At 62.1% G+C, this 26641-nt stretch carries 23 protein-coding genes, 4 tRNA genes, 1 other RNA gene and 1 riboswitch; of the genes, 12 read left to right on the plus strand and 16 right to left on the minus strand.

The genetic code is table 11. The features are described 5' to 3' along the window. Positions 1-4: 4 nt before the first annotated feature. The 10 genes from KUL93_RS01305 to gyrA all read right to left on the minus strand — a co-directional run bounded on the left by KUL93_RS01305 (position 5) and on the right by gyrA (position 12514). Positions 5-1189 (minus strand): hypothetical protein, encoded by a 1185-nt coding sequence (locus tag KUL93_RS01305; protein WP_217125326.1) that lies wholly within the window; start codon positions 1187-1189, stop codon positions 5-7. A gap of 3 nt (positions 1190-1192) precedes the next feature. After that, a complete protein-coding gene (locus KUL93_RS01310; RefSeq protein WP_217125327.1) occupies positions 1193-1471 on the minus strand; it encodes a LapA family protein in 279 nt (92 codons plus the stop codon). Positions 1472-1480: 9 nt separating this feature from the next. Continuing rightward, entirely contained in the window at positions 1481-1777 is a 297-nt protein-coding gene (locus KUL93_RS01315; protein ID WP_217125328.1) for an integration host factor subunit beta, read from the minus strand. Between the two features lie 12 nt (positions 1778-1789). Then, positions 1790-3496, minus strand: a complete 1707-nt coding sequence (rpsA, locus tag KUL93_RS01320; protein WP_217125329.1) for a 30S ribosomal protein S1 — start codon at positions 3494-3496, stop codon at positions 1790-1792. Between the two features lie 34 nt (positions 3497-3530). Continuing rightward, positions 3531-5522 (minus strand): 3-phosphoshikimate 1-carboxyvinyltransferase, encoded by a 1992-nt coding sequence (gene aroA / locus KUL93_RS11330; RefSeq protein ID WP_346731610.1) that lies wholly within the window; start codon positions 5520-5522, stop codon positions 3531-3533. An 8-nt stretch (positions 5523-5530) separates the two neighbouring features. Further along, a complete protein-coding gene (locus tag KUL93_RS01330) occupies positions 5531-6448 on the minus strand; it encodes a prephenate dehydrogenase (RefSeq protein WP_217125330.1) in 918 nt (305 codons plus the stop codon). Further along, a complete protein-coding gene (hisC, locus tag KUL93_RS01335) occupies positions 6445-7575 on the minus strand; it encodes a histidinol-phosphate transaminase (RefSeq protein ID WP_430408192.1) in 1131 nt (376 codons plus the stop codon). The genes KUL93_RS01330 and hisC overlap by 4 nt, the downstream gene beginning before the upstream one ends. A 70-nt stretch (positions 7576-7645) precedes the next feature. Next, positions 7646-8752, minus strand: coding sequence for a prephenate dehydratase (pheA, locus tag KUL93_RS01340; protein ID WP_217125332.1), 1107 nt, complete (start codon positions 8750-8752; stop codon positions 7646-7648). A gap of 30 nt (positions 8753-8782) precedes the next feature. Next, on the minus strand, positions 8783-9883 hold the full coding sequence (gene serC / locus KUL93_RS01345) for a 3-phosphoserine/phosphohydroxythreonine transaminase (protein ID WP_217125333.1): 1101 nt from the start codon (positions 9881-9883) through the stop codon (positions 8783-8785). A gap of 51 nt (positions 9884-9934) precedes the next feature. After that, positions 9935-12514, minus strand: coding sequence for a DNA gyrase subunit A (gene gyrA, locus KUL93_RS01350; protein WP_217125334.1), 2580 nt, complete (start codon positions 12512-12514; stop codon positions 9935-9937). Between the two features lie 58 nt (positions 12515-12572). On the opposite strand from gyrA, the gene KUL93_RS01355 reads away from it, so the two are divergent. The 5 genes from KUL93_RS01355 to KUL93_RS01375 all read left to right on the plus strand — a co-directional run bounded on the left by KUL93_RS01355 (position 12573) and on the right by KUL93_RS01375 (position 16098). After that, positions 12573-13946, plus strand: coding sequence for a TRZ/ATZ family hydrolase (locus tag KUL93_RS01355; protein WP_217125335.1), 1374 nt, complete (start codon positions 12573-12575; stop codon positions 13944-13946). A gap of 79 nt (positions 13947-14025) precedes the next feature. After that, on the plus strand, positions 14026-14715 hold the full coding sequence (locus KUL93_RS01360) for an OmpA family protein (protein WP_217125336.1): 690 nt from the start codon (positions 14026-14028) through the stop codon (positions 14713-14715). Between the two features lie 64 nt (positions 14716-14779). Next, positions 14780-15487, plus strand: coding sequence for a bifunctional 2-polyprenyl-6-hydroxyphenol methylase/3-demethylubiquinol 3-O-methyltransferase UbiG (gene ubiG, locus KUL93_RS01365; protein ID WP_217125337.1), 708 nt, complete (start codon positions 14780-14782; stop codon positions 15485-15487). A 102-nt stretch (positions 15488-15589) separates the two neighbouring features. After that, positions 15590-15963: a transfer-messenger RNA gene (gene ssrA / locus KUL93_RS01370) on the plus strand. 59 nt (positions 15964-16022) lie between these two features. Further along, a tRNA-Phe gene (locus KUL93_RS01375) sits at positions 16023-16098 on the plus strand. Positions 16099-16107: 9 nt separating this feature from the next. Here the strand turns inward: KUL93_RS01375 and KUL93_RS01380 are convergent. Next, the gene (locus KUL93_RS01380; protein ID WP_217125338.1) at positions 16108-16854 is read right to left on the minus strand and encodes a hypothetical protein; all 747 of its coding nucleotides are present in this window, start codon (positions 16852-16854) and stop codon (positions 16108-16110) included. Positions 16855-17063: 209 nt separating this feature from the next. Here KUL93_RS01380 and KUL93_RS01385 point away from each other — a divergent pair, with 209 nt between their 5' ends. Next, a complete protein-coding gene (locus KUL93_RS01385) occupies positions 17064-18068 on the plus strand; it encodes a peptidoglycan-binding domain-containing protein (protein WP_217125339.1) in 1005 nt (334 codons plus the stop codon). Positions 18069-18079: 11 nt separating this feature from the next. Further along, positions 18080-18523, plus strand: coding sequence for a DUF1178 family protein (locus tag KUL93_RS01390; RefSeq protein WP_217125340.1), 444 nt, complete (start codon positions 18080-18082; stop codon positions 18521-18523). Between the two features lie 20 nt (positions 18524-18543). Here KUL93_RS01390 and KUL93_RS01395 read toward each other — a convergent pair. The 5 genes from KUL93_RS01395 to KUL93_RS01415 form a co-directional block, all read right to left on the minus strand. Continuing rightward, a tRNA-Gly gene (locus tag KUL93_RS01395) sits at positions 18544-18619 on the minus strand. 21 nt (positions 18620-18640) lie between these two features. Beyond that, positions 18641-18714 (minus strand) — tRNA-Cys (locus KUL93_RS01400). Positions 18715-18716: 2 nt separating this feature from the next. Continuing rightward, positions 18717-18792 (minus strand) — tRNA-Gly (locus tag KUL93_RS01405). Positions 18793-18865: 73 nt separating this feature from the next. Then, entirely contained in the window at positions 18866-19807 is a 942-nt protein-coding gene (locus KUL93_RS01410; RefSeq protein ID WP_217125341.1) for a lysophospholipid acyltransferase family protein, read from the minus strand. Next, complete coding sequence (locus KUL93_RS01415; RefSeq protein WP_217125342.1) at positions 19800-20684, minus strand: lysophospholipid acyltransferase family protein; 885 nt, start codon at positions 20682-20684, stop codon at positions 19800-19802. Before KUL93_RS01415 ends, KUL93_RS01410 begins: the two co-directional genes overlap by 8 nt. Positions 20685-20851: 167 nt before the next feature. Here KUL93_RS01415 and metK point away from each other — a divergent pair, with 167 nt between their 5' ends. The 5 genes from metK (at position 20852) to KUL93_RS01440 (ending at position 26611) form a co-directional block, all read left to right on the plus strand. Next, positions 20852-22018, plus strand: a complete 1167-nt coding sequence (gene metK, locus KUL93_RS01420; protein ID WP_217125343.1) for a methionine adenosyltransferase — start codon at positions 20852-20854, stop codon at positions 22016-22018. 17 nt (positions 22019-22035) lie between these two features. Continuing rightward, positions 22036-23127: a calcium/sodium antiporter gene (locus KUL93_RS01425; protein WP_217125344.1), complete on the plus strand. Its 1092-nt coding sequence runs from the start codon at positions 22036-22038 to the stop codon at positions 23125-23127. A gap of 25 nt (positions 23128-23152) precedes the next feature. Beyond that, positions 23153-23219: riboswitch (S-adenosyl-L-homocysteine riboswitch) on the plus strand. Positions 23220-23289: 70 nt separating this feature from the next. Next, positions 23290-24720: an adenosylhomocysteinase gene (gene ahcY / locus KUL93_RS01430; protein WP_217125345.1), complete on the plus strand. Its 1431-nt coding sequence runs from the start codon at positions 23290-23292 to the stop codon at positions 24718-24720. A gap of 15 nt (positions 24721-24735) precedes the next feature. Continuing rightward, complete coding sequence (locus tag KUL93_RS01435) at positions 24736-25701, plus strand: TlyA family RNA methyltransferase (protein ID WP_217125346.1); 966 nt, start codon at positions 24736-24738, stop codon at positions 25699-25701. A 100-nt stretch (positions 25702-25801) separates the two neighbouring features. Continuing rightward, on the plus strand, positions 25802-26611 hold the full coding sequence (locus KUL93_RS01440) for a methylenetetrahydrofolate reductase (RefSeq protein ID WP_217125347.1): 810 nt from the start codon (positions 25802-25804) through the stop codon (positions 26609-26611). The last annotated feature ends 30 nt before the right edge of the window (positions 26612-26641 follow it).

Here is a 26641-nt window from a genome sequence, read left to right on the forward strand (position 1 = left end):
TCCGTCATTGCGCGCGACGCCCCTCGAAAGCGACCGTTCGCCGTGGTGGGAACGTGCCCCATTCGCCGCAGGCGGGGCAACGCCAATGATACTGCTTGGCTTTGAACCCGCACTTTTGGCAATGATAGCGCGCCAGCCGCTCCACATACCCATGCACCAGCGAACGGACCCGATCGACCTCGACCCGCCACCCTTCCGGCACCATCCAGACGACAAGGCGCAAATAGGCGTCCAGCACCATCAAGTCGGGCGATACCCGCATCGCTTCCTGTAAACGGCGAAACGCCTCATCGGCCGACCCACACTGCAGCTCCACATCGACGTACCGCGCCCAGGCGTCGATCTGCGGAAAACGCTGAAACCATCGACGAACGACCGGCAAGACCGTCGGCCACTGCTCGACGGGCAGCGCACTGAGCCATTTGTCCAGCACCAACGCCAAACCGTCGGGGTGCAGGCGTTCGATCCGTTCCCAGACCGACCGCACTTTCGCGTCGTCCCGTGTCGCAAGACGCCACTGCCCTTCGACCAGCAACGTCCGCAGCGTTTGACTGCCCCCCGCTGCACACGCGGCTCGCCAATGGTGCGCCACCGTCGCCCAGTCTTCGCGGGAAATCGCTTCCTGGGCCAGTTCACAGTGCAAATGCATCTGCAAAAGTTGCGCGTGGGGCAACGCTTCCGGTGCCGCTTGGAGCAGCGCGAGACACTGGTTCCAATCGCGTTCGGTTTGCAGGATCGCAACGAGCGCCGCGCGCGCCCAGCCATCGCGCGGACCGCCCAGCATCTGTCGGTACGCCGCTTCGGCGCGATCCAAAAAACCCGCCCGATGGTAGTCGAGCGCCAGCTCCGCGATCACCTCGTCACGCTGCTGCGCCGTCAGGTCGGATCGCGCCGCCAGCGCCCGATGAATCGCGAGTGCCCGCTCGTACTCACCGCGTTCGCGCATCAGCGCCGCCAACGCAAGTTGCAGTTCGACCGGTCCCGGGTGGAGTTCGGCCGCAGCAAGTAAGGCCTCGAGCGCTTGATCCCGCCGCCCGTGCAACAGGTGGTTGAGCCCCGTCAGGTAGGCGCGTGGGAGTTGACTCGCCGCTCGTGTCACCGCACGGAGATCGATCCGTCCGGCGATCCAACCCAAGGCAAAAAAAAGCGCCCCAATGAGGAGCGCGTACCACCATTGATCCCAGATCATGCGTCAGTGCGTCTCAGGAGTCATAAGCTGCTGCCGAGACAAGCGGGCCACTTCCCGCCGGGCGCGCCAGAGCTGCCACCGCTGACGCAACGCCGCAGGGAAAAAGAGCAAAAGCGTGAGAACCACCCCCAACGCAAATGCCCCCACGAGCAACCAAACGAGCGGCACCTCGCCCTGCCAGATCAACGCGTGAAAAAAGACGTTGTGGTGGTTGCGAAACGCAAGCGCGCCCACGACCGCGAACACCACCACGAAGAGGACGAGGATTATCAGCCGCTTCATCACTGCTCCTTAATTATTTCCCGATTTTGCCGCATCGACCCGCTCGCGCAGCGTCTTGCCGGGCTTGAAATGGGGCGCCCATTTCGCAGGCACCGCAACCACTTCGCCCGTCTTCGGGTTACGCCCCATCCGCGGCGGCCGACGATGGAGCGTGAAGCTGCCGAAGCCGCGAATTTCGATCCGGCCGCCTTGGGCGAGGGTGTCGCGCATCGTGCGCAACAGCACGCGCACCGCGGCGTCGACATCCTGCCGAGGCAAATGGGAAAACCGAGCAGCCAATGCCGCGATCAGCTCGGATCGTGTCATCGCTGCGCCAATTTACCGTTTCTGCTCGTTCAGCTTGGCTTTGATCAGGTCGCCAAGCGTCGCCGGCGCCGCAGGCTGTTCGGCAGCGATCCGGTTCATCGCTTCGTCTTGCTCCGCCTGCTCTTTCGCTTTCACCGACAACTGAATCGAGCGGTTCTTCCGGTCGACGTTGGTGATCACCGCTTCGATCTCGTCGCCCTCTTTCAACTCTTGGGTGAGGTCGTCGACCCGATGGATCGCGAACTCGGAAGCGCGCAGGTAGCCTTCGACTTCGTCGTCGAGCTGGATTACCGCCCCCTTCGGCTCGACCGACTTCACCTTCCCTTTGACGACGGTCCCTTTCGGATTCATCGCAATGTAGTTGGTGAAGGGGTCACCCTCAAGCTGCTTGATCCCAAGCGAAATCCGCTCCCGTTCGACGTCGATCCCCAACACGACCGCTTCGACCTCGTCGCCCTTCTTGTAGCGGCGCACCGCCACTTCGCCAGGTTCGGTCCAAGAAAGGTCGGAAAGGTGCACCAGCCCATCGATCCCCCCTTCGAGACCGACGAAAACCCCGAAATCGGTGATCGATTTGATCTGACCGCGCACTTTGTCGCCTTTTTGATGATTGTGCGCGAACTCTTCCCACGGGTTCGGCTTGCACTGCTTGATCCCGAGCGAAATCCGACGGCGTTCTTCGTCGATTTCGAGCACCATGACCTCGACTTCGTCGCCCACTTGGACCACTTTGGTCGGATGGATATTCTTGTTGGTCCAATCCATCTCGGAGACGTGCACCAACCCTTCGATCCCCGGTTCGATCTCGACGAATGCACCGTAGTCGGTGAGGTTCGTCACCTTACCGAAGAGGCGGGTCCCCGCTGGATAACGGCGCGCGATCCCAACCCATGGGTCGTCACCGAGCTGCTTCATGCCAAGCGAAACGCGCATCTTGTCGCGGTCGAACTTGAGCACCTTCACGGTGACCTCTTCGCCCACCGCGATCACTTCGGACGGATGGCGAACCCGACGCCACGCCAGGTCGGTGATATGCAGCAGCCCATCGATCCCACCCAGATCGACGAACGCCCCATAATCGGTGATGTTCTTCACCACCCCCTGGACCACTGCGCCTTCTTCCAGCGCATCGAGGATCCGCTCCCGTTCGCTGCCCATCTGCTCTTCGAGCACGGCGCGGCGCGAAACGACGATGTTGTTGCGCTTGCGGTCGACTTTGATGATCTTGAATTCGAGCGCTTGCCCTTCGAACGGCGTGGTGTCACGCACCGGACGAATATCGACGAGGGAGCCCGGCAAGAAGGCGCGCAGCCCCATCACATTCACAGTCAAACCGCCTTTGACGCGCCCGGTGACCCGTCCGGTTACGGTCCGCCCTTCTTCGAAGATGCGCTCGATCTCGTCCCACGCTTCCAGCATCTTCGCGCGGCGACGCGACAAGCGGGTTTCCCCATAGCCGTCTTCCAACGCTTCGATCGCGACCTTGACGAAGTCGCCAACCTTCACCTCGAGTTCGCCGTTCGCGTCGAGGAACTCTTCTTTTGGAATGAAGCTCTCCGACTTGAGCCCAGCGTTCACGACGACGAAGTTGTCGTCGATATCGACCACTTCGGCCGTGATCACTTGCCCAGGACGTAACTCCTGCATCAGGCTCTCTTCAAAGAGCTGAGCGAAACTTTCGTTGGTGGTCGGTTGAGCGACTGCGGTAACAGAATCCATGTTGCGTTTATCCAAAAAGTGAAAAAAGTTTGGTTTACCCCACACGTTCGGCACCGCACACGGCGCATGCCGCACGCACCCACTCGAGCACCGTTGCGACCGCCTCGTCGATGGTCATCGCCGTGGTATCGAGGTGCCGCGCATCCGGTGCCGCTTGCAACGGAGCCACGGCGCGCGCCCGATCTTGGGCGTCGCGCGCCGCCAGTTCCCGACGCAATTGATCAATGTTAGCATCGAATCCTTTTGCGATCAACTGCTTATAACGCCGCTCGGCGCGCACCTCGGGCGACGCGTTGAGAAAGACCTTGACGCACGCGTCCGGGAAGACGACACTGCCCATATCGCGCCCGTCGGCGACCAGCCCCGGACGGTGCCGATGGGCGCGCTGCAACGCCAGCAACGCGTCGCGCACGGCTGGTAGCGTCGCGATGCGCGACGCCGCTTGCGAAACCGCTTCGGTACGGATCGCATCCCCGACCGCGACCCCATTCACCGCCACCCCACCCTCGCGACATTCGAGCCGTACGGTGCCTGCCAGCGCAACGAGCCCCGCCGGGTCGTCGAGCGCCACCCCGTTTTCCAGCGCCAGCCATGCAAGCGCCCGGTAGACGGCCCCGCTGTCGAGGGTGTGCCAACCCAACGCCGCGGCAACCCGCGCCGCGACCGTTCCTTTCCCCGACGCACTGGGGCCATCGATCGCCACCACCGGCACCGGACGAACGATCGCGCGATAACACGCCCAATAGGTGGGAAAGGTTTTGTTCACGCACGCTGGGTCGAGAATCCGCTGGTAGCAGTCGCCAAACGCGGCGAGCGACAACGCCATCGCCATTCGGTGGTCGTCGTAGGTGGCAATCGTTGCAGCGCGCCAAGACGTAGGCGGCGTCACCTCGAGCCAATCGTCGCCACATGCGACCGTTGCGCCCACTTTGGTGAGCTCGGCAGCCATCGCCGCGATCCGATCGGTCTCCTTCACCCGCCAACTGCCGATTCCCGTCAAGCGGCTGGTCCCGTCACCGAAAAGCGCAAGCGCCGCCAAGGTCATCGCCGCATCGGGGATCGCGGTCGCATCATAGGTCAATGCCCGCAGCCGTGGCGCAGAACCGCCCCTTGGATCGAACCCTTCGGGTGCTTCTGCCTCGATCCAATTTTCCCCTTTGCGCACCCGCGCGCCCATTTGCGCGAGCGCGTCGGCAAACGCGACGTCGCCTTGCACACTCTTTTCCCCGACGCCGACGACGCGCACCGGCCCGCCGCCCAACGCTCCAAGCGCCAGAAAGTAGGAGGCTGACGACGCGTCTCCTTCGACGTGCCAGGTTCCGGGAGAACGGTAGCGACTGCCCGCGGGAACGACGAAGCGCTGCCACCCTTTGCGATCTACCGTCACCCCGAAGTGCGCCATCAGCGCGATCGTCATCGCCACGTAGGGTTGGGAGATGAGCGTCCCTTCCACCTCGATCACCGCCTCGTCTCCCAAGAGCGGCGCGGCGATCAGCAAAGCGGTCAGGAACTGGCTCGAGACGCTGCCCCGAACCCGGGTGACGGCAGGCGCCGCGACCCTCTTGCGTTCGCCAATCTGCAGCGGCGGATAGCCCGGTGTCCCCAGATAATCGATCTGGCACCCCCACCGCGCCAGGGCATCGACCAAATCGCCGATCGGGCGTTCGCGCATCCGCGCAACGCCGTCGAGGCGATAGTTCCCCCCCAGCACCGCAAGCGCCGCGGTCAGAGGCCGAAACGCGGTCCCTGCGTTGCCCAGAAAGAGCGACGCTTCGCGGTTGGGAAAGCGGCCGCCACAGCCGAGAACGTCGAGCGCGCCGTCCGGTTGCGGCGCCAGCGTAACCCCGAGCATCGTGAGCGCGTCGCGCATGCGTGCGGTATCGTCCGCGTCAAGAAGGTCATAAAGACGGGTTGTGCCCTGCGCAAGTGCCGCCAACAACAACACCCGGTTCGAAATGCTTTTGCTGCCCGGCAACGTGACCGTGCCTGCCGCCGCGCACGCGGGCGGTAGATCGAGATGCGGAATGCGTTCGTTCACTCTGGCCCCTCCGTTGCCCGTTCGCGCGCCGCCGCCCAACGGTTACGCGCTGTACTTGCTGCGGCAAACAGACGATAGAGCCCGTCGCCGTTGCCGCTTAGCAAGAGCGCTCGAATCCACGCCAGTTCCGAAAGGTATTCGTCGAGCTCCGCCAGGATCGTCTGTCGGTTGGCCAAGCAAATGTCGCGCCACATCTCCGGGTGGGAACCGGCGATGCGCGTAAAGTCGCGAAACCCCCCTGCGGCATAATCAAAGAGCGTCTCGGCGTTCGCGCGCCCCGCCAATTGATGAACGAGCGCGTACGAGAGCACATGGGGCAAGTGGCTCACCGCGGCAAAGACTCGGTCGTGCTCCTGCGGTGTCATCGTCCGAACCTCGGCACCACATGCCGCCCAGAGCGCGGCTACGCGCGCCACTGCTTCAAGGTCGTTTTCCGGAAGCGGCGTCAGCACCACCTTGCGGTCCACAAAGAGCGCCGCATCGGCCGCTTCGGGGCCACTCAACTCCTTTCCCGCAATCGGATGACCCGGTACGGCACGCGCCAGATGATCCGGCAAATCGCGGTAGAACGCTTCGACGACGTTTTGTTTGGTGCTTCCCGCGTCGGTGACGATCGTCTCCGGCGCCAGATGCGGCGCAATCGCCTGCACAATCGAGTGCGTCTGCCCCACAGGCATCGCCAGGAAGACCAAATCGGCACCCGCCACGGCCGCTTTCAGTTCGGTCGTTCCCCAGTCGATCACACCGAGGCGCTGCGCGCGCTCGAGCGTCGCTTCGCTTCGCCCCAGACCCACTACCTCGGCAACGAGCCCTGCACGCTTGACCGCCAACGCAAACGACCCGCCGATGAGGCCAACCCCAACCACCGTGAGCCGCTTGAGTGGCGCCGTGACTCCAGCTTCCGGATTGCTCACGACTGCTCCTTTAGGATCGCAGCAAGCGCTGCCAAGAACTGCGCATTCTCTTCCGGCAATCCAACCGAAACCCGAAGCCACTCGGGCATCCCATAACCGGCTATCGGCCGCACGATGATGCCGCGGTCCAACAGCGCGTCGTTTACCCGCGCCGCATCGCCAACCCGAACCGCAACGAAGTTGCCTTTCGACGGCAGGTAGGAGAGACCGAGCGCTTCGAACCCTTCGGTGAGCTGCCGCAACCCCTCGCGATTCACCGCAACGCTCTCCGCCAAGAAGCAGGTGTCCGCTAGCGCCGCGGTCGCCGCCGCGAGCGCAAAGCTATTGACGTTGAAGGGCTGGCGGATACGGTTCATCGCGTCGGCCACCGCGGGGTCTGCCACCGCGTACCCGACGCGCAAACTGGCCAAACCGTACGCTTTCGAGAAGGTGCGCGTCACCACCAGATTGGGAAAGCGCGCAAGCCACGCGAAACTGTCGTAGCGGTCGGCTGGATCGAGGTATTCGGTATAGGCTTCGTCGAGCACGACGAGCACGTGGCCAGGGACGCGCTGCAAAAACCGCTCGATCGCCTCCCCGGGCACGAAGGTGCCTGTGGGGTTGTTCGGGTTGGCGACGAAAACGATGCGGGTGTCATCGGCGATCGCTTCAGCGATCGCTTCCAAATCGTGACCATAATCGCGCGCAGGCACGACGATCGCCCGCGCACCCAACGCCTGGGTCACCAAGGGGTAGACCGCAAACGCGTATTGGGAAAAAACCGCGCTCGTTCCAGGTTGCAGGACCAGCCGTGCCACCAGCTCCAGCACATCGTTGGAGCCATTCCCCAAAACGATCTGTTCCGGTGCCAGAGCAAAACGTTCCGCAAGCGCCGCTTTCAACACAAAGCCATTGCCGTCGGGATAGCGTGCCCCGTCGGCCAGTGCTGCGCCAACCGCCGCCATCGCTTTCGGGCTCATCCCCAGCGGATTTTCGTTCGACGCCAATTTGATGATCCGATCGGGATCCAGCCCCCGTTCCCGCGCCAACTCTGCGATCGGTTTTCCAGGCTGATAAGGGGCCAGCGCGCGGATCGCTGCGGGGAGATGCGTCAGTACCGATCGCTGCGCCCCGTTCGTCTGTTCCAGGTGTGGTTGATGGGTCACGTGTCACCTCACGGAGTTTGTCGTCGTATAAAGGGAGCTGCCGTGCAGACGCTCATGCGATTGCGGCGGGATAGGAACCGAGCCGTTTGACGAATGCAGCACGCTCCTCGAGCTCCGCCAACGCCTGCGAAACCGGTGGGTCACTTTGATGCCCTTCGATATCGATGAAGAAGACATACTCCCACAGCCCTCCTTTGGCCGGACGCGATTGAAGTTTCGTCATCGATACGCCATGCTTGGCCAAGGGCTCCAACAAACGGTGCATCGCTCCGGGGCGATTCGGCGCGGAACAGACGAGCGACGTCTTGTCTTTGCCCGAAGGCCCGGCGTCGTGCTTCGCAATCACCAGAAAGCGCGTCGTGTTGTTGGGGTCATCTTCGATGTTGTGCGCCAGGATCGGCAACCCGTACCGCTCCGCTGCCGCTGCGCCAGCAATCGCTGCGCTGTCGGGGTCTTCGGCCGCCATCCGTGCCGCCTCGGCGTTGCTCCCCACCGGAATCCGTGCCGCGTCGGGAAGATGAAGGTTGAGCCACTCATGACATTGCGCCAAGCTTTGCGCATGCGAATAGACCCGCTTCACCGCGCGCAGCGACGGAACCTGTCCCATCAAATGTTGGTGGACGCGCAGCAACGCCTCGCCGCAGATCTTGAGGGGGTGCAGAAGCAGCAGATCGTGGGTCACCCCCACCGCCCCTTCGGCCGAATTTTCGATCGGGACGACCCCATAGTCGAGGTTACCCGCTTCGACCTCTCGAAACACTTCGTCGATCGTGGTCATCGGGTGAAAGTGGGGCGCCGAACCGAAGTGCTTGCGTGCTGCCATCTCGGAAAAGGTCCCCCAAGGACCGAGGAACCCGACTTGCAACGGTTGTTCGAGCGCCAGACACGCCGACATCACCTCGCGAAAGATCACCCGAACCGCTTCGTTCGGCAAAGGTCCGGGATTTGCGGCGATCAGTCGGCGCAACACGTCGGCCTCACGCTCAGGGCGGTAGATCACCCCGCCGCCTTTGAGCACACCGATGCGCCGGGCGCATTCGCCTCGTTCCGACAACAGCCGCAAAATTTCGGCATCGATCGCGTCGATCCGCTGCCGAACCGCTATGAGTTCCCGCTCCCGCCACGCCGGGTCTTCGGTGGCCTTGTCCGACGTTTCCATGATCCCCCGCTCCCTACTTTTTCCGACGCGTCACGAGGCGTTGCGTGCGGCGAAATCGTGTAGGAACGCCACCAACGCATCGACCCCCTCTTCAGGCATCGCGTTGTAGATCGACGCCCGCATCCCGCCGACCATTTTGTGCCCTTTGAGGTATTTGAGCCCCGCTGCGTCGCTCTCGTACAAAAACCGTTCGTTCAGCGATTCGTCCCGCAACCGGAAAGGCACGTTCATTCGACTGCGCCACGGGGGCTCGATTCGATTCTCATAGAGCGGCAGCGCGTCGATTGCGGCGTAGAGTTTTTCCGCTTTTCGGCGGTTCACCGCCTCGATCGCCGCAACGCCGCCTTGCGCCTCGAGCCAGGCAAAAACGAGGTTCGCGACGTAGATCGCAAAGGTGGGCGGGGTGTTCAACATCGACTGGTTGGCGTCCTGCGCTGCATACTGCATCACCGACGGCGTGCCGACCCAGGGGTCGTTGATGAGGTCACGGCGCACGATCACGATCGTCACCCCAGCGGGGCCGACGTTCTTCTGCGCCCCTGCGTAGATCAAACCGAATTGGCGCACATCGATCGGCCGCGACAAAAGGTGCGAACTCATATCGGCGACGATCGGCACACCCGTAGCGGCGATCGCGTCGAGGTCGAGCCATTCGACACCATGAATCGTTTCGTTGGTGCAGACATGCACGTAGCTTGCGTTGGGATCGATGTCGAGCTCATCGGCACGCGGTGCCCGAGTAAAGCCGCTCTCTTCGGTGGAACCCGCAAGCCGCACCTTTCCGCCCAGCACTGGCGCCAACCGCAACGCTTCGCGGTACGCCTTTTGCGACCACGCGCCCGTGACGATGTAATCGGCAGAGCCTCCGCGCAAAAGGTTCATCGCCACTTGCGCAAATTGCAACGTCGCGCCACCTTGCAAAAACAGCACCGCGTAATCGTCCGGAATCGCCAAAAGCGCCCGCAACCGAACCTCCGCTTCGTCCCGCACCGCAGAAAAGTGCGGCCCGCGGTGGCTCACTTCGATCAGACTCGACCCGATGCCGTGCCAATCCAAAAGCTCGCGCTGCACCTGTTCAAGCACGGGTTGCGGCAAAATCGCCGGCCCGGCACTGAAATTGAATACCCGCATCGCACCACCCCTCACCGTGTTTCTCGCTATCCTGCCACGCCCGTCCCCGGGTCAGCCGTTGCTTTCATCCGCTTCACCGTTCGGTCCTTTCGCAACTTTCACCACCGCAGCCAAACGGTCGTTGGCATCGAGCGCCATCAACGTCACCCCTTGCGTGACGCGCCCCAATTCGCGGATATCGTCCACACGTGTCCGGATCACGACCCCGTTTTGCGACATCAGCATCACCTCATCCCCCGGCCGCACCAGACACGCGCCGACCAATTTGCCGTTGCGCGCGCTCGTCTGAATCGCGATCATCCCTTTGGTGCCGCGGCTGTGGCGGGTGAATTCGGTAACCGCGGTCCGCTTTCCAAAGCCGTTTTCGGTTGCCAAAAGCAGACTCGCATCCTCGTCTGGCTGCGCCACCGCGACCATCGCCACGACCCGCTGCCCCTCTTCCAACTGCATCCCGCGCACCCCCCGCGCTTCCCGACCCATCGGACGCACGTCGTCCTCCGAAAAGCGCACCGCCTTACCGGCGTCGGAAAGCAGCATCACATCGGCTTGGCCATCGGTGATCGCAACACCGATGAGGCGGTCGCCGTCGTCGAGCGCCAACGCGATGATGCCCGCTTTACGCGGATTGGCAAACGCATCGAGTGCGGTTTTCTTCACGACCCCTTGCGCGGTCGCGAACAAGACGAACGCATCGCAGCGAAACGCTTTTACCGACAATACCGCCTGGATCTGTTCGCCAGGCTGGATCGGCAACAAATTGACGATCGGTTTGCCGCGGCCGGTCCGCCCCCCTTCGGGCAGGTCGAAAACGCGCAGCCAATAGACCCGACCACGGCTGGAGAAACAGAGCAGCCAGTCGTGGGAGTTCGCGACAAAGAGCTGTTCGGCAAAATCGTCCTCTTTGGTGCTCGCTGCCAATTTTCCGCGCCCGCCGCGCCGCTGCGCGCGATAGTCGTCGAGCGGCTGCCGCTTGACATACCCCGAATGGGTGAGCGTCACCACGGTTTCGTGGGGGGCAATCAAATCCTCCAATCGGATTTCGTCCGCTTCGGTCACGATCTCGCTGCGCCGCGGGTCACCGAAACGCGCTTTCACGTCACGCAACTCGTCGGCGATGATCGCGGTCACCCGCTCGCGGCGCGCCAAAATATCGAGCAGATCGGTGATGCGGTCGATCACCTCGCGGTATTCGTTGAGGATTCTCTCCTGCTCGAGACCGGTGAGCCGCTGCAAGCGCAGCGCCAGAATCGCATCGGCTTGCGCTTCGCTCAACCGGTACCCCTCATCTGCCAAACCAAACTCGGCCGGTAACCCTTCCGGCCGGTACGCACGCGCATCGGCAACGGCGCGGGCCAACATCGCTTCAACGAGCGGCGAGCGCCAACGGCGTGCCAACAACGCCGCTTTCGCCGCAGCGGGCGTAGCGGACGCTTTGATGAGCGCGATGATCTCATCGACGTTCGCAAGCGCCACCGCTAACCCTTCGAGGATATGCGCGCGCTCCCGCGCTTGGCGCAACTCGAAGACCGTGCGCCGCGTCACCACCTCACGCCGATGGTCGAGGAAGCATTCGACCAACTCCCTGAGATTGAGGGTGCGCGGCCGCCCGTCGACGAGCGCAACCAGATTCATCCCGAAGGTCTCTTGCAACTGCGTCAATTTGAAAAGGTGGTTCAAGACCACCTCGGGATGTTCGCCGCGCTTGAGTTCGATCACCACCCGCATGCCCGATTTGTCGGACTCGTCACGGATCTCACTAATCCCTTCGATGCGTTTCTCATTGACGAGCTCGGCGATGCGCTCCAACAGGGCGCGCTTGTTCACCTGATACGGTAACTCGTCGATGATGATCGCTTCGCGTTCGGATGCCCCCTTGCCCAGGGTTTCGAAATGGGTACGTGCGCGCATCACCACGCGGCCACGACCGGTGCGATACCCTTCCCGCACCCCCTCCAAGCCGACGATCAAGCCGGCGGTGGGAAAATCGGGCGCAGGAATGTAACGCATCAAGTCGTCGACGGTCAGTTCCGGGTTTTCGAGTAGCGCCAGACAGCCGTCGACCACTTCGCCCAAATTGTGCGGTGGAATATTGGTCGCCATCCCGACTGCGATACCGCTTGCGCCGTTGATCAGCAGATTGGGCACCCGCGTCGGCAACACCAGCGGTTCACGCTCGGAGTTGTCGTAGTTGGGCCCGAAATCGACGGTCTCTTTGTCGATATCGGCCAGCAACTCGTGACCGATGCGCGCCATACGGATCTCGGTATAGCGCATCGCCGCGGCGGCATCACCATCTACGGAACCGAAGTTTCCTTGTCCATCGATCAACGGATAACGCAGGCTGAAATCCTGCGCCATACGCACGATGGTGTCATAGACTGCAGAGTCACCGTGCGGGTGGTACTTACCGATCACATCCCCGACGATGCGCGCCGATTTCTTGTACGGCTTGTTCCAGTCGTTCCCCAGCTCATACATCGCGTAGAGCACGCGCCGGTGGACCGGCTTCAAACCATCCCGCGCATCGGGAAGCGCCCGGCCCACGATGACGCTCATCGCGTAATCGAGATAGCTGCGGCGCATCTCTTCCTCGAGACTCACCGCCAGGGTTTCACGCGCAATCGACTCCATACGGTACACTCATGCGATTCGTTGCGCCAATTTTACCACCCCGAGCAAGGAACACCGGATGATGGCCACGCAAGATCGCCAAAATGGGCCTGCGACGACGCCCCAACCACCCATACAGGAACGCTTCGTTTTGGCCGCTGCTTGGGTGATCCCGATGGATCCTCCAGGCACGGTCCTCACCGACCACGCCGTTGTCGTCGCCGAGGGGCGCATCGCTGCGTTGCTTCCCACCTCTGAAGCCCAAATGCGCTATCCGCAACCGCAATGGCCATGGCTCATTCGCCCCAACCACGTGGCGCTTCCTGGGTTCGTCAATGCCCATACCCACGCCGCAATGACGCTCTTGCGCGGCGTTGCCGACGATCTGCCGCTCGAACGCTGGCTCCATGAGGCGATCTGGCCACGGGAGCAGGCGCTCGTTTCACCCGAATTCGTCTATGAAGGAAGCTGGATCGCCGCTGCGGAAATGATCGCCGGCGGCATCACCACGGCGCTCGACATGTACTTCTTCCCCGACGCCGCCGCGCAAGCGTTTCACGAAGCAGGGCTGCGCGCGATGGTTGGGCTCGTCGCGCTGGAATTCCCCACCCCGTACGCCAACGACGCCGACGCCTACCTCGAAAAGGGGCTGGCCGCTTGGGAAAAATGGCGCGACACGCCGCTCCTCTCCTTTGCGCTGGCGCCCCATGCCCCCTACACCGTCAGTGACGCCACATTTGCCCGAATCGCGGCGCTCGCCAACGAACTGGAACTCCCAGTTCACCTGCACCTCAACGAAACGGCCAACGAAACGCCGCAGTCGCTTGCGCAGTTCGGTGTCTCGCCGCTTGAACGGCTCGCGCGCACGGGCATCCTGGAAACGCCGCAAGTGATCGCCGCGCACGGCGTCCATCTCGATCGCGACGAATTGGTGACGTTGGGCAAATACGGAGCCGCGCTCGTCCATTGCCCCACCTCCAATATGAAACTCGCCAGCGGCGCCGCCGATGTCACCGCATGGCACGCGCACGGCATCATCGCGGCGCTTGGCAGCGACGGCGCCGCGAGCAACAATCGGCTCGACCTGTTTTGGGAGATGCGTCACGCGGCGCTTCTTGCCAAGCTCACCCAGCGAGACGCTGCCGCGCTCCCTGCGGCGACCCTACTCGAAATGGCGACACTCGGCGGCGCCAAAGCGCTCGGGCTTGCCGACGAAATCGGCTCCCTCACCCCAGGGAAAAGCGCAGACCTCATCACCGTCTCGTTCGAATCGTTCCTGACGCGGCCTTTGTTCGACCCCATTTCCCATCTCGTTTGGGTTGCCGACCGCGAACAGGTCTGTGACGTGTGGATCGCCGGGGTCCCCAAAAAGCGCGACCACACCCTGCTGTTGCAAAAAAGCAACACACAACTTGCCGTTTTCGCCGAAAAATGGCGCCAAAACCACAAATGACCTGGCGCCATGCTTGTCATGAAGTGGCGCAACCATTATAATGGTCCCATCAGTGACCCAGAAAAGAAAGGAAGGCACCATGAACCCAATTCGTCATTTCGTTGCCGCCGCGCTCGTTACGGGCGCTTCGATGGCTGCATTTGCGCAAGATGTTGTCGTCGATACCAAACAAGGGGAGATTCCCTATGTAATCGACAGCCGGGGCGTCGTGGCGCGTAGCGGCACCGGGCTTTGCTGGCGTACGGGCTATTGGACGCCGGCGCTTGCCGAGCAAGTCAAAGACACCAACGGCAAGCCGCTCGCCTGCTCGTGTGACCCCGAGGTGATCGCCAAAGAGAAGTGCGAAGCGCCCAAACCGGCTCCTGCTGCGAAAGCGGCGCCGCAACCGGTCTCCAACAAGGTGAAGCTCTCTGCCGACACCCTCTTTGATTTCGACAAAGCAACCCTCCGGCCCGAAGGGAAGCGCAAGCTCGATGAGCTCGCTGCGCAAATCAAGAATATCAACGTCGAGGTCATTTTGGCGGTTGGTCACGCCGACCGGATCGGTTCCGACGCCTACAACCAGAAACTCTCTGAGCGTCGTGCAGAAGCCGTGAAGAAATACCTGGTGAGCAAGGGCGTTCCGATGAACCGCATCTACACCGAAGGAAAAGGTGAGAAGATGCCGGTCACCGGTAACAAGTGCGACAAGATCAAAGAGCGTAAAGCCCTGATCGCCTGCTTGCAGCCGGACCGCCGCGTCGAAGTGGAAGTGATCGGCACCAAGTAATCACCAATAACTGCTCACCCCAAAACGCCCTGCCCAAGCAGGGCGTTTTGTTATGGGCCCCGCCATGAACGAAACCGCAAACGTCGATCCCAACGAAATCGCCAAATTTAGTGAATTGGCGCACCGCTGGTGGGACCCCACCAGTGAATTCCGACCGCTGCACGAAATCAACCCTCTTCGTCTCGACTGGATCGCTGCGCAGTGCGGGGGGCTTGCGGACAAACGCGTGGTCGACGTCGGATGCGGCGGCGGCCTCCTCACCGAGGCGATGGCGCACGCAGGCGCTGAGGTTACCGGCATCGACCTTTCGGAAAAAGCGCTCACCGTGGCCAAGCTTCATGCACTCGAAAGCGGCGCGCCGGTGCACTACGAAATGATCGCTGCTGAAGCATTAGCCGAAATGCACCCAGAAACGTTCGACGTCGTCACCTGCATGGAGATGCTCGAACACGTACCCGACCCCGCAAGCACCATTCGCGCCTGCGCCAAGCTGGCAAAACCGGGCGGTTCCGTCTGTTTCGCCACCCTCAACCGAACCGTGAAATCCTACCTCTTTGCGATCATCGGCGCGGAGTATCTCTTACAGCTTCTCCCCAAAGGCACCCACGACTGGCGAAAATTCCTCAAACCCGCCGAAATCACCGCGTGGGCAGAAACCGCCACACTCACCCCGAAAGCGATCATCGGCATGGGCTACAACCCGCTCACAAAACGCTACTTCCTCACCGAAGACGTTGCCGTGAACTACCTCATCGCTTTCACCAAATGGTAATGCCGATCGCACGCGCTGAGGAAAGCGCCATTTGCGACGGGAATTATTTCCCAGCCGCCGGAACTTTGAACCCCATTTCTCGTCTATAATGACGTTCTCGCTGGGGCCGTACTTGGCTTCGACGGGGGCTGCAAAGCAGTCGAGGGCATGCCGAGGTCCAGTCACCTCGTAAATCCACTGGCAAAAAACAAACGCCAACGACGAGCGTTTCGCCGTCGCCGCTTAATCCCGGCGACGCGCTGCACCGGCTGAGCCTCACGGCCGGATGGTGACTTCGGTCACCTGTGCAGCGTCACCCTTGAGGCTAGCCAAAGTTGCCTGGCCGTTTGGCGGCTTTGTGCGAAACCCAAAACGGCTCGCATCGACGTGGCGCGCGTCTTGGCCGGCGTCGATGCCAAACGCAACAAGGCGCTAAGCATGTAGTCCTCGCTGTGGAGGGCTTCCGGACGGGGGTTCGACTCCCCCCGGCTCCACCAAAATGGTTTCCGAAACCCATTGACCCAAACCTCGGATTCCCGTATCATTCGGGTCTCCCGGCCAGGTAGCTCAGTTGGTAGAGCAGCGGACTGAAAATCCGCGTGTCGGTGGTTCGATTCCGCCCCTGGCCACCACCTTTATCCTCACCACTGCCAACGAATCGCGTTGGCGCGCGTCAGATCCATCTCCTCGTTCAGAAAAGATACGGGCAACGCGAACACCGTCGAACGCGCTGCTTCTTGGGTCGCAAAGGGTCCTAACACCAGCAACCACACGTGCCGGTTATTGCCGCGAGAAGTGGGTACGAGTAGCAGCTCCAAACCAGAGGGCACCATCGGCTGCAACCGGGACCGTTCTTTTTCGAGCGACGCTTTCGATACGCCTCGACGAACGATCAAAACCCAGCGATTCGCCTGTTGCCACGCATACCATTGGTGTCGCACCACCTCGAGCGAAGCGTCCTCGTCAACAGGCGCCGCAGATTGCGACAGCCGTCGAACGGAAGTTTTCTCGCTCTTGGTACTGGAAACGACAGACAACGTCTGTTCCTGCGTTGCGTCGGCGGAATTCGGAGCGGACGATTCCGGACGCGTCGCGGGCAGCTGCAGCAGATCCCCTGGGTTCGGAACGGACGACGACGATACCGTTGGCGCAGTATCGACTCCGGCTCCGACTTCCTGCTCTGGAACCTGCATGTGGGGAAGAGACTGCGAAACGGAAGTCGCTTGCGTTTCAGCAACCGGTTTCGCGGCGAAGACGCGCTTCGGATCGTCGGGTTGTTGCTGCCCGTGCCACCACGCGACCACCCCAAAAAAACCGAGCCAAAATGCCAAAACGACCCCAACTCCAGTCAGTAACCAACCCGGCATGTAACGCAAATGATTTCCCACCCTTCACCCCTTGGAAATTCCGTTACAATTCTATCTGTAACCGCCAGCCGGAGCAGCAAAAAATGACCACGTCCCGTTTAAGCTTGTGGCTTGCTTTGTCCGCGATCCTCCCTGCGTGTTCGCAACTGCCTTATGCATCGACATCCACACCATCGCGCACCGAACAACAAGACACCGCTTCGCGCCCCAGCGAGCCACCACAAACGCCCATGCCCGCACCGAATCCGCAAGCCCATTCGTTGCCCAATCGGATCGCCTGGGAACCCAGCCCCGCCCATCATACCGAAACGGCCGACCAGACCGCCACCCCATCGCCATCACCCTCCCAGCAACCCCTCCAACCGTTGCTGACTACCCGCGTCACCCCGGGGCAATGCTGGGTACAGGCGGTGATCTATCCCCTCCCGAAAAAAGAGCCGCTTCCGATCGTCGTTCAGGATGGCGCGACAACGTTCGAAGTCTCCCCGGCACAGCTGGCAAAGACGCAGAAAGAGGTCATCATCCGCGAAGGAGGAACGACCTATCGTATCGAACCGCCTGTCTATAAAGCGGTCACCGAGAAAGTTTTGGTCAAACCCGAAATCCGCCGAACGATCACGATCCCGCCGGTCTATGAGACCCGAACCGAGACGGTGGTGATCGAAGCCGAACGCACGATACTCGAACGGTGCCGCATACCTGGTGTCAACCGTTTGCTCGAAGGCGCAGTGCAACCCCTTTGCGCGCGCACCCTCCCAGCCAAGACCAAAAATGTCGAGCGGCGCGTGCTGGTGAAACCCCCAACGACCAAAGTCGAAGTCATTCCTGCCGAATACAAAGAGGTCACCCGCTGGGTGCTCGACAAACCCGCGCGCGCGGTACCGGTGGAGATCCAACCCACCATTCAGAAAATTCCTGCGCTAACCCTCGCCCAACCGGAACGGGTCGAAGAGAGAGCGATGCCGCCCAAAGTGATCGAACTGATCAAGACGCTCTACGAAGGCGAGCCACAAGTAGCGCTTCGCCAAGCGTTGTGCAACAGTGACATCACACCGGAATTGGTCCGGGCGCTCCAGGCGAAGCTCCAAGCGTCGGGTTACGATCCAGGCCCGATCGATGGCAAGCTCGGCATCGCAACGAGTCGCGCGATGATCGCGTACCAACGCGACCACGGGCTCGCAGCAGGCGCGCTCACGGTGGAAACGCTCGAGCATTTCCAAATCCCGCTTCCCTAAACGCAACCGTGATGATTGTTTTCGATCTTGCGTGTGACAACGCCCACCGCTTCGAATTATGGGTACCTTCCGCGGAAGCGCTGGACCAGCAAATCACGAAGGGGTGGGTAACTTGTCCGCATTGCGGCACGCAAGCAGTGCGCCGCTTGCCTCCCGCACCCGCAGTGCATACCGCTTCGAAGCTGCCACCCCCAGCGGAGTCACAGAGAACGCCAACCACTGAACCGGATTCGTCAGCACAAACCCAGGCGCGCCTCTGGAAGCTTCTGCAAAAACTCAAACAAGATGCGCACGACGTAGGCGATCGATTTCCTGAAGAGGCGCGCCGAATCCACGCCGGTGAGGCGCCCGCTCGCCCGATCAAGGGTCAAGCAAGCCGCAAAGAGGTGGCTTCTCTGTTGGACGAAGGAATTCTGGTCGTCCCGCTACCGCCAGATCCCGAACAGATGCACTGAGCAAACGAAGAAAAGCAAGATGGAGCGGGAAACGGGACTCGAACCCGCGACCCCAACCTTGGCAAGGTTGTGCTCTACCAACTGAGCTATTCCCGCGTTGCTAGACTTTCGCACACCTGGAGGCGCGGGCCGGAATCGAACCGACGTCCAAGGATTTGCAGTCCTCTGCATAACCACTCTGCCACCGCGCCACTGGAGCGGGAAACGGGACTCGAACCCGCGACCCCAACCTTGGCAAGGTTGTGCTCTACCAACTGAGCTATTCCCGCTCGGCGAGGCTTGCAATTATAGTCGAGCGCACACCAAAGTCAACAATTCAACAATTCTAGGCACGGTATCCGCTCATCGGTACCACGCCCCCTTCCCGTCTGGCTGCGTTTTGAAGCGGCGATGGACCCAGAAATATTGCGCGGGCAAACGACGGACCGCAGCCTCGATCTCGCGGTTCATCCGCGCCACATCGGCACGCTCATCCCCCGTTGGATAATCGCGCCATGGCGGTGAAAAACGCGCACGATAGCCCCGCCCAGCGGGATCGATTTCGGCAATACACAACACCACCGCAGCGTTTGCCAAACGCGCTAAGCGCGGCAGCGCCGTGATCGTTGCCGCCGGCACTCCGAAAAAGGGGACGAAAATCGCATCTTTATCTCCGTAATCGAGGTCTGGCAGATAATAAAACGGCCGCCCCGCTTTGAGCGCGCGCACCACCGATCGAATGCCATCTTGCCGCGCGACCAAGAGTTGCCGCCCAAACCGCGACCGACCGTGGCGCAACCAATGGTCAGCGACCGGGCGGCGGCGCTGTCGGGAATAGACGCTGACGAAATCCCCTTCAAGCGTCAACCGGGTCCCGACCAGATCCAAACCCAGAAAATGGGGTGTGACCAGAATCACCGGTTTCCCCGCCGCGATCAACGGCGCGACATGTTCTGCCCAGCCTTCCAAACGGACCAGCCGACGGATCCGTTCCGGTGGCGCAAACCACGCGATGCCCCGCTCCAGGAGACTCCGTCCCAGGAATCGAAAATGTTCGCGCAGCAGACGCGCGCGCGCTTCCTCCGTCCATTCCGGAAAACAGCGCGCAAGATTCACTTCGGCGATCCGTCGCCGCCGTTTGGCCAAAAGCCGCAACAGCGTACCAAAGCGCGCGCCCACTTTGGCCAACACCGGTAGCGGCAGCCAATGCAGCGCCCAAATGAGCGCTACCACCGCGCGATCCGCCTGACGCAACACCCAAAGCCGCAGCGGCGAATCTTTGTGCCAACGCCACCACTTACCCATGCAAGGTTTCCACCGGCGGGGCTACTCCAGCGGGCACCTTGAAGCGTGGGTAGCCCCACAGGTACTGCTCAGGAGCGCGCCGGATCCACTCCTCCAAAACGCGATTGATCTGCGCGGCGCGTGTTGCCACCGCCTCATCACCCGACCACGCCACCGGCGCGAAATGCAATCGAAATCCGGCACCCCCTGGCAACCGTTCGCCCCACACCACCACCGTGACGACATCCCGCATCAGACTCAAGCGCGCCGCCAAAGTCATCGTCCAGGCAGGGCGACCGAAAAAGGGCGCCCATACCCCTTCCCCCGCCTTGGGGGTCTGGTCGGGCAACAACCCTACTGCCTCACCACGGCGCAGCGCCGCCACCAACTGGCGTACCCCGCTGCGATCGGCTGGCGCAAGCTGCACCCCACCGCGCGCTCGCCCCGCGCGCAACCAGGGCGTGAGTTCGGGGTGGCGTGGCGGGCGGTAGAGCACCGTGAGCGGCATCGTTTGCGCGGCCCACAGCGACGTAATCTCGAAAGAGCCCAAGTGCGGTGTCAAAAAAAGGATTCCTTTCCCGCCCGTTCGTGCAGCGCGTACCGCTTCCCAACCTTCAACCGACCGAACGAGTGACACCACCCGCGCATAGGGCTGCAGCCAAAGCCATAAGGCTTCGACGATTTGAACGCCCGTCTCGCCGATCACGCGACGCCGCAACGCACGGTCCGGAAATCCGGCGTACGCGAGCGTTTCCGCGAGATCGCGGCGATAGCGGGCGGAAGCGAGCCACCACACCCAGCCCATCATCCGGCCCAAGCGTTGCGCCCCCGCGAGCGACAGCCGCGCCAACACCCAACGCAGACTCCGCAACAAAACCGTCCGCACCCGTTTCGTCAACCGCGGTTCCTTTTGTCCCAAAATTTTGTTATGATACCTGGCCATCCGCCGAGTTAATCCGACAACTTGCGGGGCGGACAGCAAATACCGCTAAAGCGTCGGCAGCTCTGCCCACGATCCCCTCAGAGCCGCCTACGCAGGGCAGCAAGGGGATCGGAGGCAATACCATGGGCAAACACTACCTCTTCACGTCGGAATCGGTTTCCGAAGGGCATCCGGACAAAGTCGCCGACCAAATCTCCGACGGCGTGCTCGACGCCGTTCTCAGCGAAGACCCGAACGGGCGCGTTGCCTGTGAAACGTTGGTCTCCACAGGCCTCGTCGTCATTTCGGGCGAAATCACGACCAGTGCCCACATCAATTACCGCGAAATCGCGCAAGAGGTGGTCAAGCGCATCGGCTACGACGACTCCGAGATCGGCTTCGACTACAAATCGTGCGCGGTGCTGGTTGCGATCAACCGCCAATCGCCCGATATCGCGCAAGGGGTAAATCAGGCGCACGACGATCCCCTCGATCAAGGTGCGGGCGATCAAGGGTTGATGTTTGGCTTTGCCTGCAACGAAACGCCGACCCTGATGCCGCTACCCATCTACTACGCGCACCGGATCATGGAGCGGCAGGCGCAACTGCGCAAAGACGGGCGCCTGCCGTGGCTGCGACCCGATGCGAAAGCCCAGTTGACCGTGCGCTACGAAGACGGAAAGCCCACTGCGATCGACACCGTCGTCGTCTCGACCCAACACCACCCCGACATCACCTATGACCAGATTCGGGAAGCGGTGATCGAAGAGATCGTCAAACCGGTGCTCCCGTCCGAGCTGATTCGGGGGGAGATCCGCTATCTCATCAACCCAACCGGCCGTTTCGTAATCGGCGGCCCGCACGGCGACTGCGGACTCACCGGGCGCAAAATCATCGTCGATACCTACGGTGGCGCCGCACACCATGGCGGGGGCGCATTCAGCGGCAAAGACCCCTCGAAAGTCGACCGCTCCGCTGCGTACGCCGGACGTTACGTTGCGAAAAACATCGTCGCTGCGGGTCTTGCCGAGCGGTGTGAAGTGCAGGTCGCCTACGCGATCGGCGTTGCGCGCCCCGTGAGCCTGATGGTCAATACCTTTGGCACCGGCAAGATTCCCGACGAGCAGATCGAAGCGTTGGTGTCTCGCCACTTCGACCTGCGCCCGCGGGCGATCATCGAAACGCTCGATCTGCGCCGCCCCATCTACAGTAAGACCGCCGCGTACGGGCACTTCGGTCGTGAAGAGCCGGAGTTCACCTGGGAGCGGACCGACAAAGCCTCCGCGCTGCGGGCCGATGCGGGTCTCTGAGCGTTTGGGAAGCACCGATGAACGCTACCTCCTGGATGCTTCTCATTGCTGGCCTTGTGATCCTTTCGGTCGGCGCAGACCTTTTGGTGCGCGGTGGCGCCAAACTCGCCGTGCGCTTTGGCATTTCGCCGCTTGTTGTCGGACTGACCATCATCGCCTACGGTACGAGCGCGCCGGAGTTGGCCGTTTCGGTGGGCGCCGCGCTCAAAGAAAGCGGGGCGATGGCGGTGGGCAACATCGTTGGCTCCAACATCGTCAACATTCTGATCGCACTCGGTCTTTCCGCGCTCATCGCTCCCGTGACCGTCCACCTTCAGGTGATCCGACAGGAGCTTCCGGTCCTTCTCGGCACATCGGTGCTTTTTGCCGTCACCGCGTTGGACGGAACACTCTCGCCCTTGGACGGGGCGCTACTTACCGCACTCATCATCGGCTATACGATCTTTCTCGTCCGCCAGTCGCGCCTGGCCGACAAAGCGGCCGAAGCCGAATTCGCCGAAGAGATCCCGAAAAGCCACTGGGACGACCCGCTGCCGGTGCAAATCGCGCTCATCGTCGGCGGGTTGGCGTTGCTCGTCTGGGGATCCGACCTTGCAGTAAGCGGCGCTGTCGCCATCGCCAAAGCGCTTGGAGTGAGTGAAGTGGTCATCGGTTTGACGATTGTTGCGGTGGGCACGTCGCTTCCAGAAATCGCGACTTCGCTCATGGCCGTTTATAAGGGCGAACGCGACATGGCAGTGGGCAACGTGATCGGCTCCAACGTCTTCAATCTGCTCGCGGTAGGGGGCGCGTCGGCGCTCGCGGCAACGCCGCACGGTGGCCTGGCGGTGCCAGTTTCGGTGACGACAACTGACCTCTGGGTGATGCTGGGGGCCACCTTGCTGCTGCTGCCGGTGGTGCTTTCCGGCTACTCCGTAAACCGCCGAGAGGGGGCGCTCTTGGTGGCGCTCTATATCGCCTACCTTACCCATCTGGTGCTCGACGCCCTGCACCACCCCGCTCTTGCGCCATTCCGCACGTTTGCGTTGGGTCTGGCGCTCCCCCTGATCGTTGCCGGCGTGCTGCTGCGTTATCTCATCCATGCCTCGCGCGAAACGCCACCATCCTAGCGCGAGCGCAGTGTGTTATCATTATCGTGCCGAGGAGCGCTGCAAGCGGTCATCCGCCCAGGCTCGGCTTACCCAAACGGCGCTCACCAATTCCCAACCCGCCGGGTTGGGGGAGTGGTGAGCCCCCCGCCCGGCCACCGTTCAACGTCAAGGAGTGGTTCGATGAACGCTGTGGCTGATCTTCCTCTCGTCGGCAAGCCCTTTGCCGACTGTGCGATTGCCGACCCCACCCTCGCGCCATGGGGTCGGCGCGAAATTGCGATCGCCGAAACCGAAATGCCCGCCCTCATGGCGATCCGTCGCGAATACGCGGCGCAGAAACCCCTTGCCGGCGCCCGAATCGCCGGTAGCCTGCACATGACGATCCAAACCGCGGTCCTGATCGAGACCTTGGTCGAACTCGGTGCGGAGGTACGGTGGGCGAGCTGCAACATCTACTCCACCCAAGACCACGCCGCAGCGGCGATCGCCGCACGCGGCATTCCCGTCTTTGCCCGCAAAGGCGAGTCGCTCGAGGAGTACTGGGACTACACCCACCGCATCTTCGACTGGGGCGAAGGGCGCTATGCGAACATGATCCTCGACGACGGTGGCGACGCCACGCTGCTCCTTCACCTTGGGGTCAAAGCGGAACGTGACCCTTCGGTGCTCGAAGCCCCCAAAAGCGACGAAGAGCGCGTCCTCTTTGCTCGGATTCGGGAACAGCTGCGCCGCGACCCCAACTGGTATTCGCAGCGAATCCAGGAAATCCGCGGCGTCACCGAAGAGACCACCACCGGCGTGCATCGCCTCTACCAAATGCACGAACGGGGCGAATTGCGTTTCCCCGCGATCAACGTAAACGACTCGGTGACCAAATCGAAATTCGACAACCTCTACGGCTGCCGCGAGTCGTTGCTCGACGGCATCAAACGGGCTACCGACGTGATGATCGCGGGGAAAATCGCAGTGGTCTGCGGCTACGGCGACGTGGGTAAGGGTTCGGCGCAAGCGCTGCGCGCGCTGTGCGCACAAGTCTGGGTCACCGAAATCGACCCGATCTGTGCGCTGCAAGCGGCGATGGAAGGGTACCGCGTGGTGACGATGGATTACGCGTGCGACAAAGCCGACATCTTCGTCACCGCAACCGGCAACTACCACGTGATTACCCACGACCACATGGTCCGGATGAAAGACCAGGCGATCGTCTGCAACATCGGCCACTTCGATAACGAAATCGACGTCGCCAGCCTGCGCCAGTATCGCTGGGAGAACATCAAACCGCAGGTCGATCACGTGATCTTCCCCGATGGGAAACGGATCATCCTCCTCGCCGAAGGACGGCTCGTCAATCTCGGGTGCGCCACCGGCCACCCAAGCTACGTGATGAGTTCGTCGTTCGCGAACCAGACCCTGGCGCAAATCGAACTCTTCAACCACCCGGAGCGCTATCCGGTGGGGGTCTATCGGTTGCCGAAGGTGCTCGACGAAAAGGTCGCGCGGCTGCAACTGACCCGCTTCGATGCGCAACTCACGACACTGACGCCGGAGCAAGCGGCCTACATCGGCGTTCCCGTGGAAGGCCCCTACAAACCGGAGCACTACCGCTACTAGTGCGGACCGCGCGCGATGGCGATGAACCACTTTCACGCGCGCAGCAAACGCCCCCGCACGGCGTCGCAACGGCGTGGGCATGCGGCATCCGCTGACGTGCCCACCGCACTACAGGCGAATCGTTCGCGTTTTGACGCCAGCACGACGCCGACGGGCCTCAGTCGCCTCGACCTGGAGCTGGTCGCGCGGGGTCTAGCGCCGTCGCGCACCGCGGCGCAGCGGTTGATTGCCGCTGGCGCGGTGGCGGTTGATGGCACAATCTGCCGTAAAGCGGCCCATCTGGTGCCCTACGACGCCACTCTCACCGTCGCGGAAACCGAACGCCCGCGCTATGTTTCTCGTGCGGGTGACAAACTCGACGCGGCACTCACCGCGCTAGGCTGGTCGATCGCTGGTTGCGTGGCGCTTGACGTCGGGCAATCGACGGGCGGTTTCACCGACTGCCTGCTGCGCCATGGCGTGCGGCGCGTTGTCGGCTTGGAGGTCGGACACGATCAGTTGGCGGCTCCGCTCCGCACCCAAGCGCTTGTGGTTCCCGCTGGCACGAAGCCGGATGCCGCTGCCGTTCGTGAGGTACCGATCGTCACATTCGAAGGGGTGAATGCCCGTACGGTCACCGCAGCGCAGCTCGGCGCAGCGTTTCCCCCTTCTGGGTTCGATCTGATCGTTGGCGATCTCTCGTTTATTTCCGCGCAAACGGTGTGGCCAGCGGTCCTGCCCCTTGCGCGCAGCGTGGCGCGGCTCATCTGGCTCATCAAACCGCAATTCGAGCTGGGTCCAGAGGCATTGGGCAAAAACGGCATCGTTCGTGACTGGGCGCAACACGAACCCGCGCTGCAACGGCAGATGGTTGCAGCGCTCACCGCACTCGGTTGGCACACCGTCGCGTGGTTCCCCAGCCCGATTCGGGGCGGCGGCGTCGGCAACCAGCCGGGAAATCAGGAGTTCCTGATCGCAGCGGTTCGAGGTGCGCCCACATAGCCGGTCGATCCGAGTTCCCATGAGAGCGCTCTCCGCTGCCCAACGCCGCTTTCGATCGCGTATGTCGCTGCACTACCCACCCGAAACAGGAAACCCGAAGATGGAGTACTCAGTCGAATTCTTTCCCCCGCAAACCCCTGAAGGCATGGCAAAACTGTGCGCCACTGCCCAAAAGCTCCAAACCACGGGACGCTTTGCCTACGCCTCGGTCACCTACGGCGCGGGTGGCAGCACCCGTGATCGGACCTTTGCCGCAGTCGACGCGCTGCAAGCTGCCGGCTGGGAGGTCGCGCCGCACCTCTCTGGAATCGGCGCCACCGAAGCGTCGATCGTTGCGATTCTCGACCGCTATCGGGCCGCAGGGATCCGCCGCTTGGTGCTGTTGCGTGGCGATCTCCCCTCTGGTGTCGTCGATCCCGGGCCGTTTCGCTACGCGCGCGATCTCGTTACGTTCGTGCGCGCCCGTTACGATGACACCTTCTGGATTGCGGTAGCGGCGTACCCGGAATACCACCCCCAAGCAAAACACGCGATCGCCGACCTCGATGCGTTCGCCGCAAAAATGGCCGCTGGCGCCGACTGCGCAATCACCCAATTTTTCTACAACCCGGACGCGTACGCCCACTTCCGTGACGAAGCGGCACGCCGTGGTGTGACGCAACCGATCATCCCGGGGATCATGCCGATCACCCAGTTTTTCCGCTTGGCCCGTTTCGCGGATAGCTGCGGCGCGGAAATCCCGCGCTGGATCCGGCGTAAGATGGAAGGGTTTGGCGACGACATCGCAAGCATCCGCGCCTTCGGTCACGAGGTAGTTGCACACCTCCTTGAACGGTTGCGTGCTTTGGGCGCGCCGGGATTCCACTTTTACACGATGAACCAAGCCGAGCCGACGTTGGCGCTCCTATAACCAGTTGCCAAAATTCCATTTTTTCGGCAT

Source organism: Hydrogenophilus thiooxidans (assembly GCF_019049855.1).
GTDB classification, from domain to species: domain Bacteria; phylum Pseudomonadota; class Gammaproteobacteria; order Burkholderiales; family Rhodocyclaceae; genus Hydrogenophilus; species Hydrogenophilus thiooxidans.

What these genes read in the sequence shown, in the direction of transcription:
- pheA (WP_217125332.1), bottom strand. Translation starts at nt 8,752, where the DNA reads ATGGAAACGTCGGACAAGGCCACCGAAGACCCGGCGTGGCGGGAGCGG.
- ubiG (WP_217125337.1), top strand. Translation starts at nt 14,780, where the DNA reads ATGAACGAAACCGCAAACGTCGATCCCAACGAAATCGCCAAATTTAGT.
- KUL93_RS01425 (WP_217125344.1), top strand. Translation starts at nt 22,036, where the DNA reads ATGAACGCTACCTCCTGGATGCTTCTCATTGCTGGCCTTGTGATCCTT.
- ahcY (WP_217125345.1), top strand. Translation starts at nt 23,290, where the DNA reads ATGAACGCTGTGGCTGATCTTCCTCTCGTCGGCAAGCCCTTTGCCGAC.
- KUL93_RS01355 (WP_217125335.1), top strand. Translation starts at nt 12,573, where the DNA reads ATGATGGCCACGCAAGATCGCCAAAATGGGCCTGCGACGACGCCCCAA.
- KUL93_RS01305 (WP_217125326.1), bottom strand. Translation starts at nt 1,189, where the DNA reads ATGATCTGGGATCAATGGTGGTACGCGCTCCTCATTGGGGCGCTTTTT.
- KUL93_RS01435 (WP_217125346.1), top strand. Translation starts at nt 24,736, where the DNA reads ATGGCGATGAACCACTTTCACGCGCGCAGCAAACGCCCCCGCACGGCG.
- KUL93_RS01315 (WP_217125328.1), bottom strand. Translation starts at nt 1,777, where the DNA reads ATGACACGATCCGAGCTGATCGCGGCATTGGCTGCTCGGTTTTCCCAT.
- serC (WP_217125333.1), bottom strand. Translation starts at nt 9,883, where the DNA reads ATGCGGGTATTCAATTTCAGTGCCGGGCCGGCGATTTTGCCGCAACCC.
- rpsA (WP_217125329.1), bottom strand. Translation starts at nt 3,496, where the DNA reads ATGGATTCTGTTACCGCAGTCGCTCAACCGACCACCAACGAAAGTTTC.
- KUL93_RS01390 (WP_217125340.1), top strand. Translation starts at nt 18,080, where the DNA reads ATGATTGTTTTCGATCTTGCGTGTGACAACGCCCACCGCTTCGAATTA.
- KUL93_RS01440 (WP_217125347.1), top strand. Translation starts at nt 25,802, where the DNA reads ATGGAGTACTCAGTCGAATTCTTTCCCCCGCAAACCCCTGAAGGCATG.
- KUL93_RS01410 (WP_217125341.1), bottom strand. Translation starts at nt 19,807, where the DNA reads ATGGGTAAGTGGTGGCGTTGGCACAAAGATTCGCCGCTGCGGCTTTGG.
- metK (WP_217125343.1), top strand. Translation starts at nt 20,852, where the DNA reads ATGGGCAAACACTACCTCTTCACGTCGGAATCGGTTTCCGAAGGGCAT.
- KUL93_RS01385 (WP_217125339.1), top strand. Translation starts at nt 17,064, where the DNA reads ATGCCCGCACCGAATCCGCAAGCCCATTCGTTGCCCAATCGGATCGCC.
- KUL93_RS01310 (WP_217125327.1), bottom strand. Translation starts at nt 1,471, where the DNA reads ATGAAGCGGCTGATAATCCTCGTCCTCTTCGTGGTGGTGTTCGCGGTC.
- gyrA (WP_217125334.1), bottom strand. Translation starts at nt 12,514, where the DNA reads ATGGAGTCGATTGCGCGTGAAACCCTGGCGGTGAGTCTCGAGGAAGAG.
- KUL93_RS01360 (WP_217125336.1), top strand. Translation starts at nt 14,026, where the DNA reads ATGAACCCAATTCGTCATTTCGTTGCCGCCGCGCTCGTTACGGGCGCT.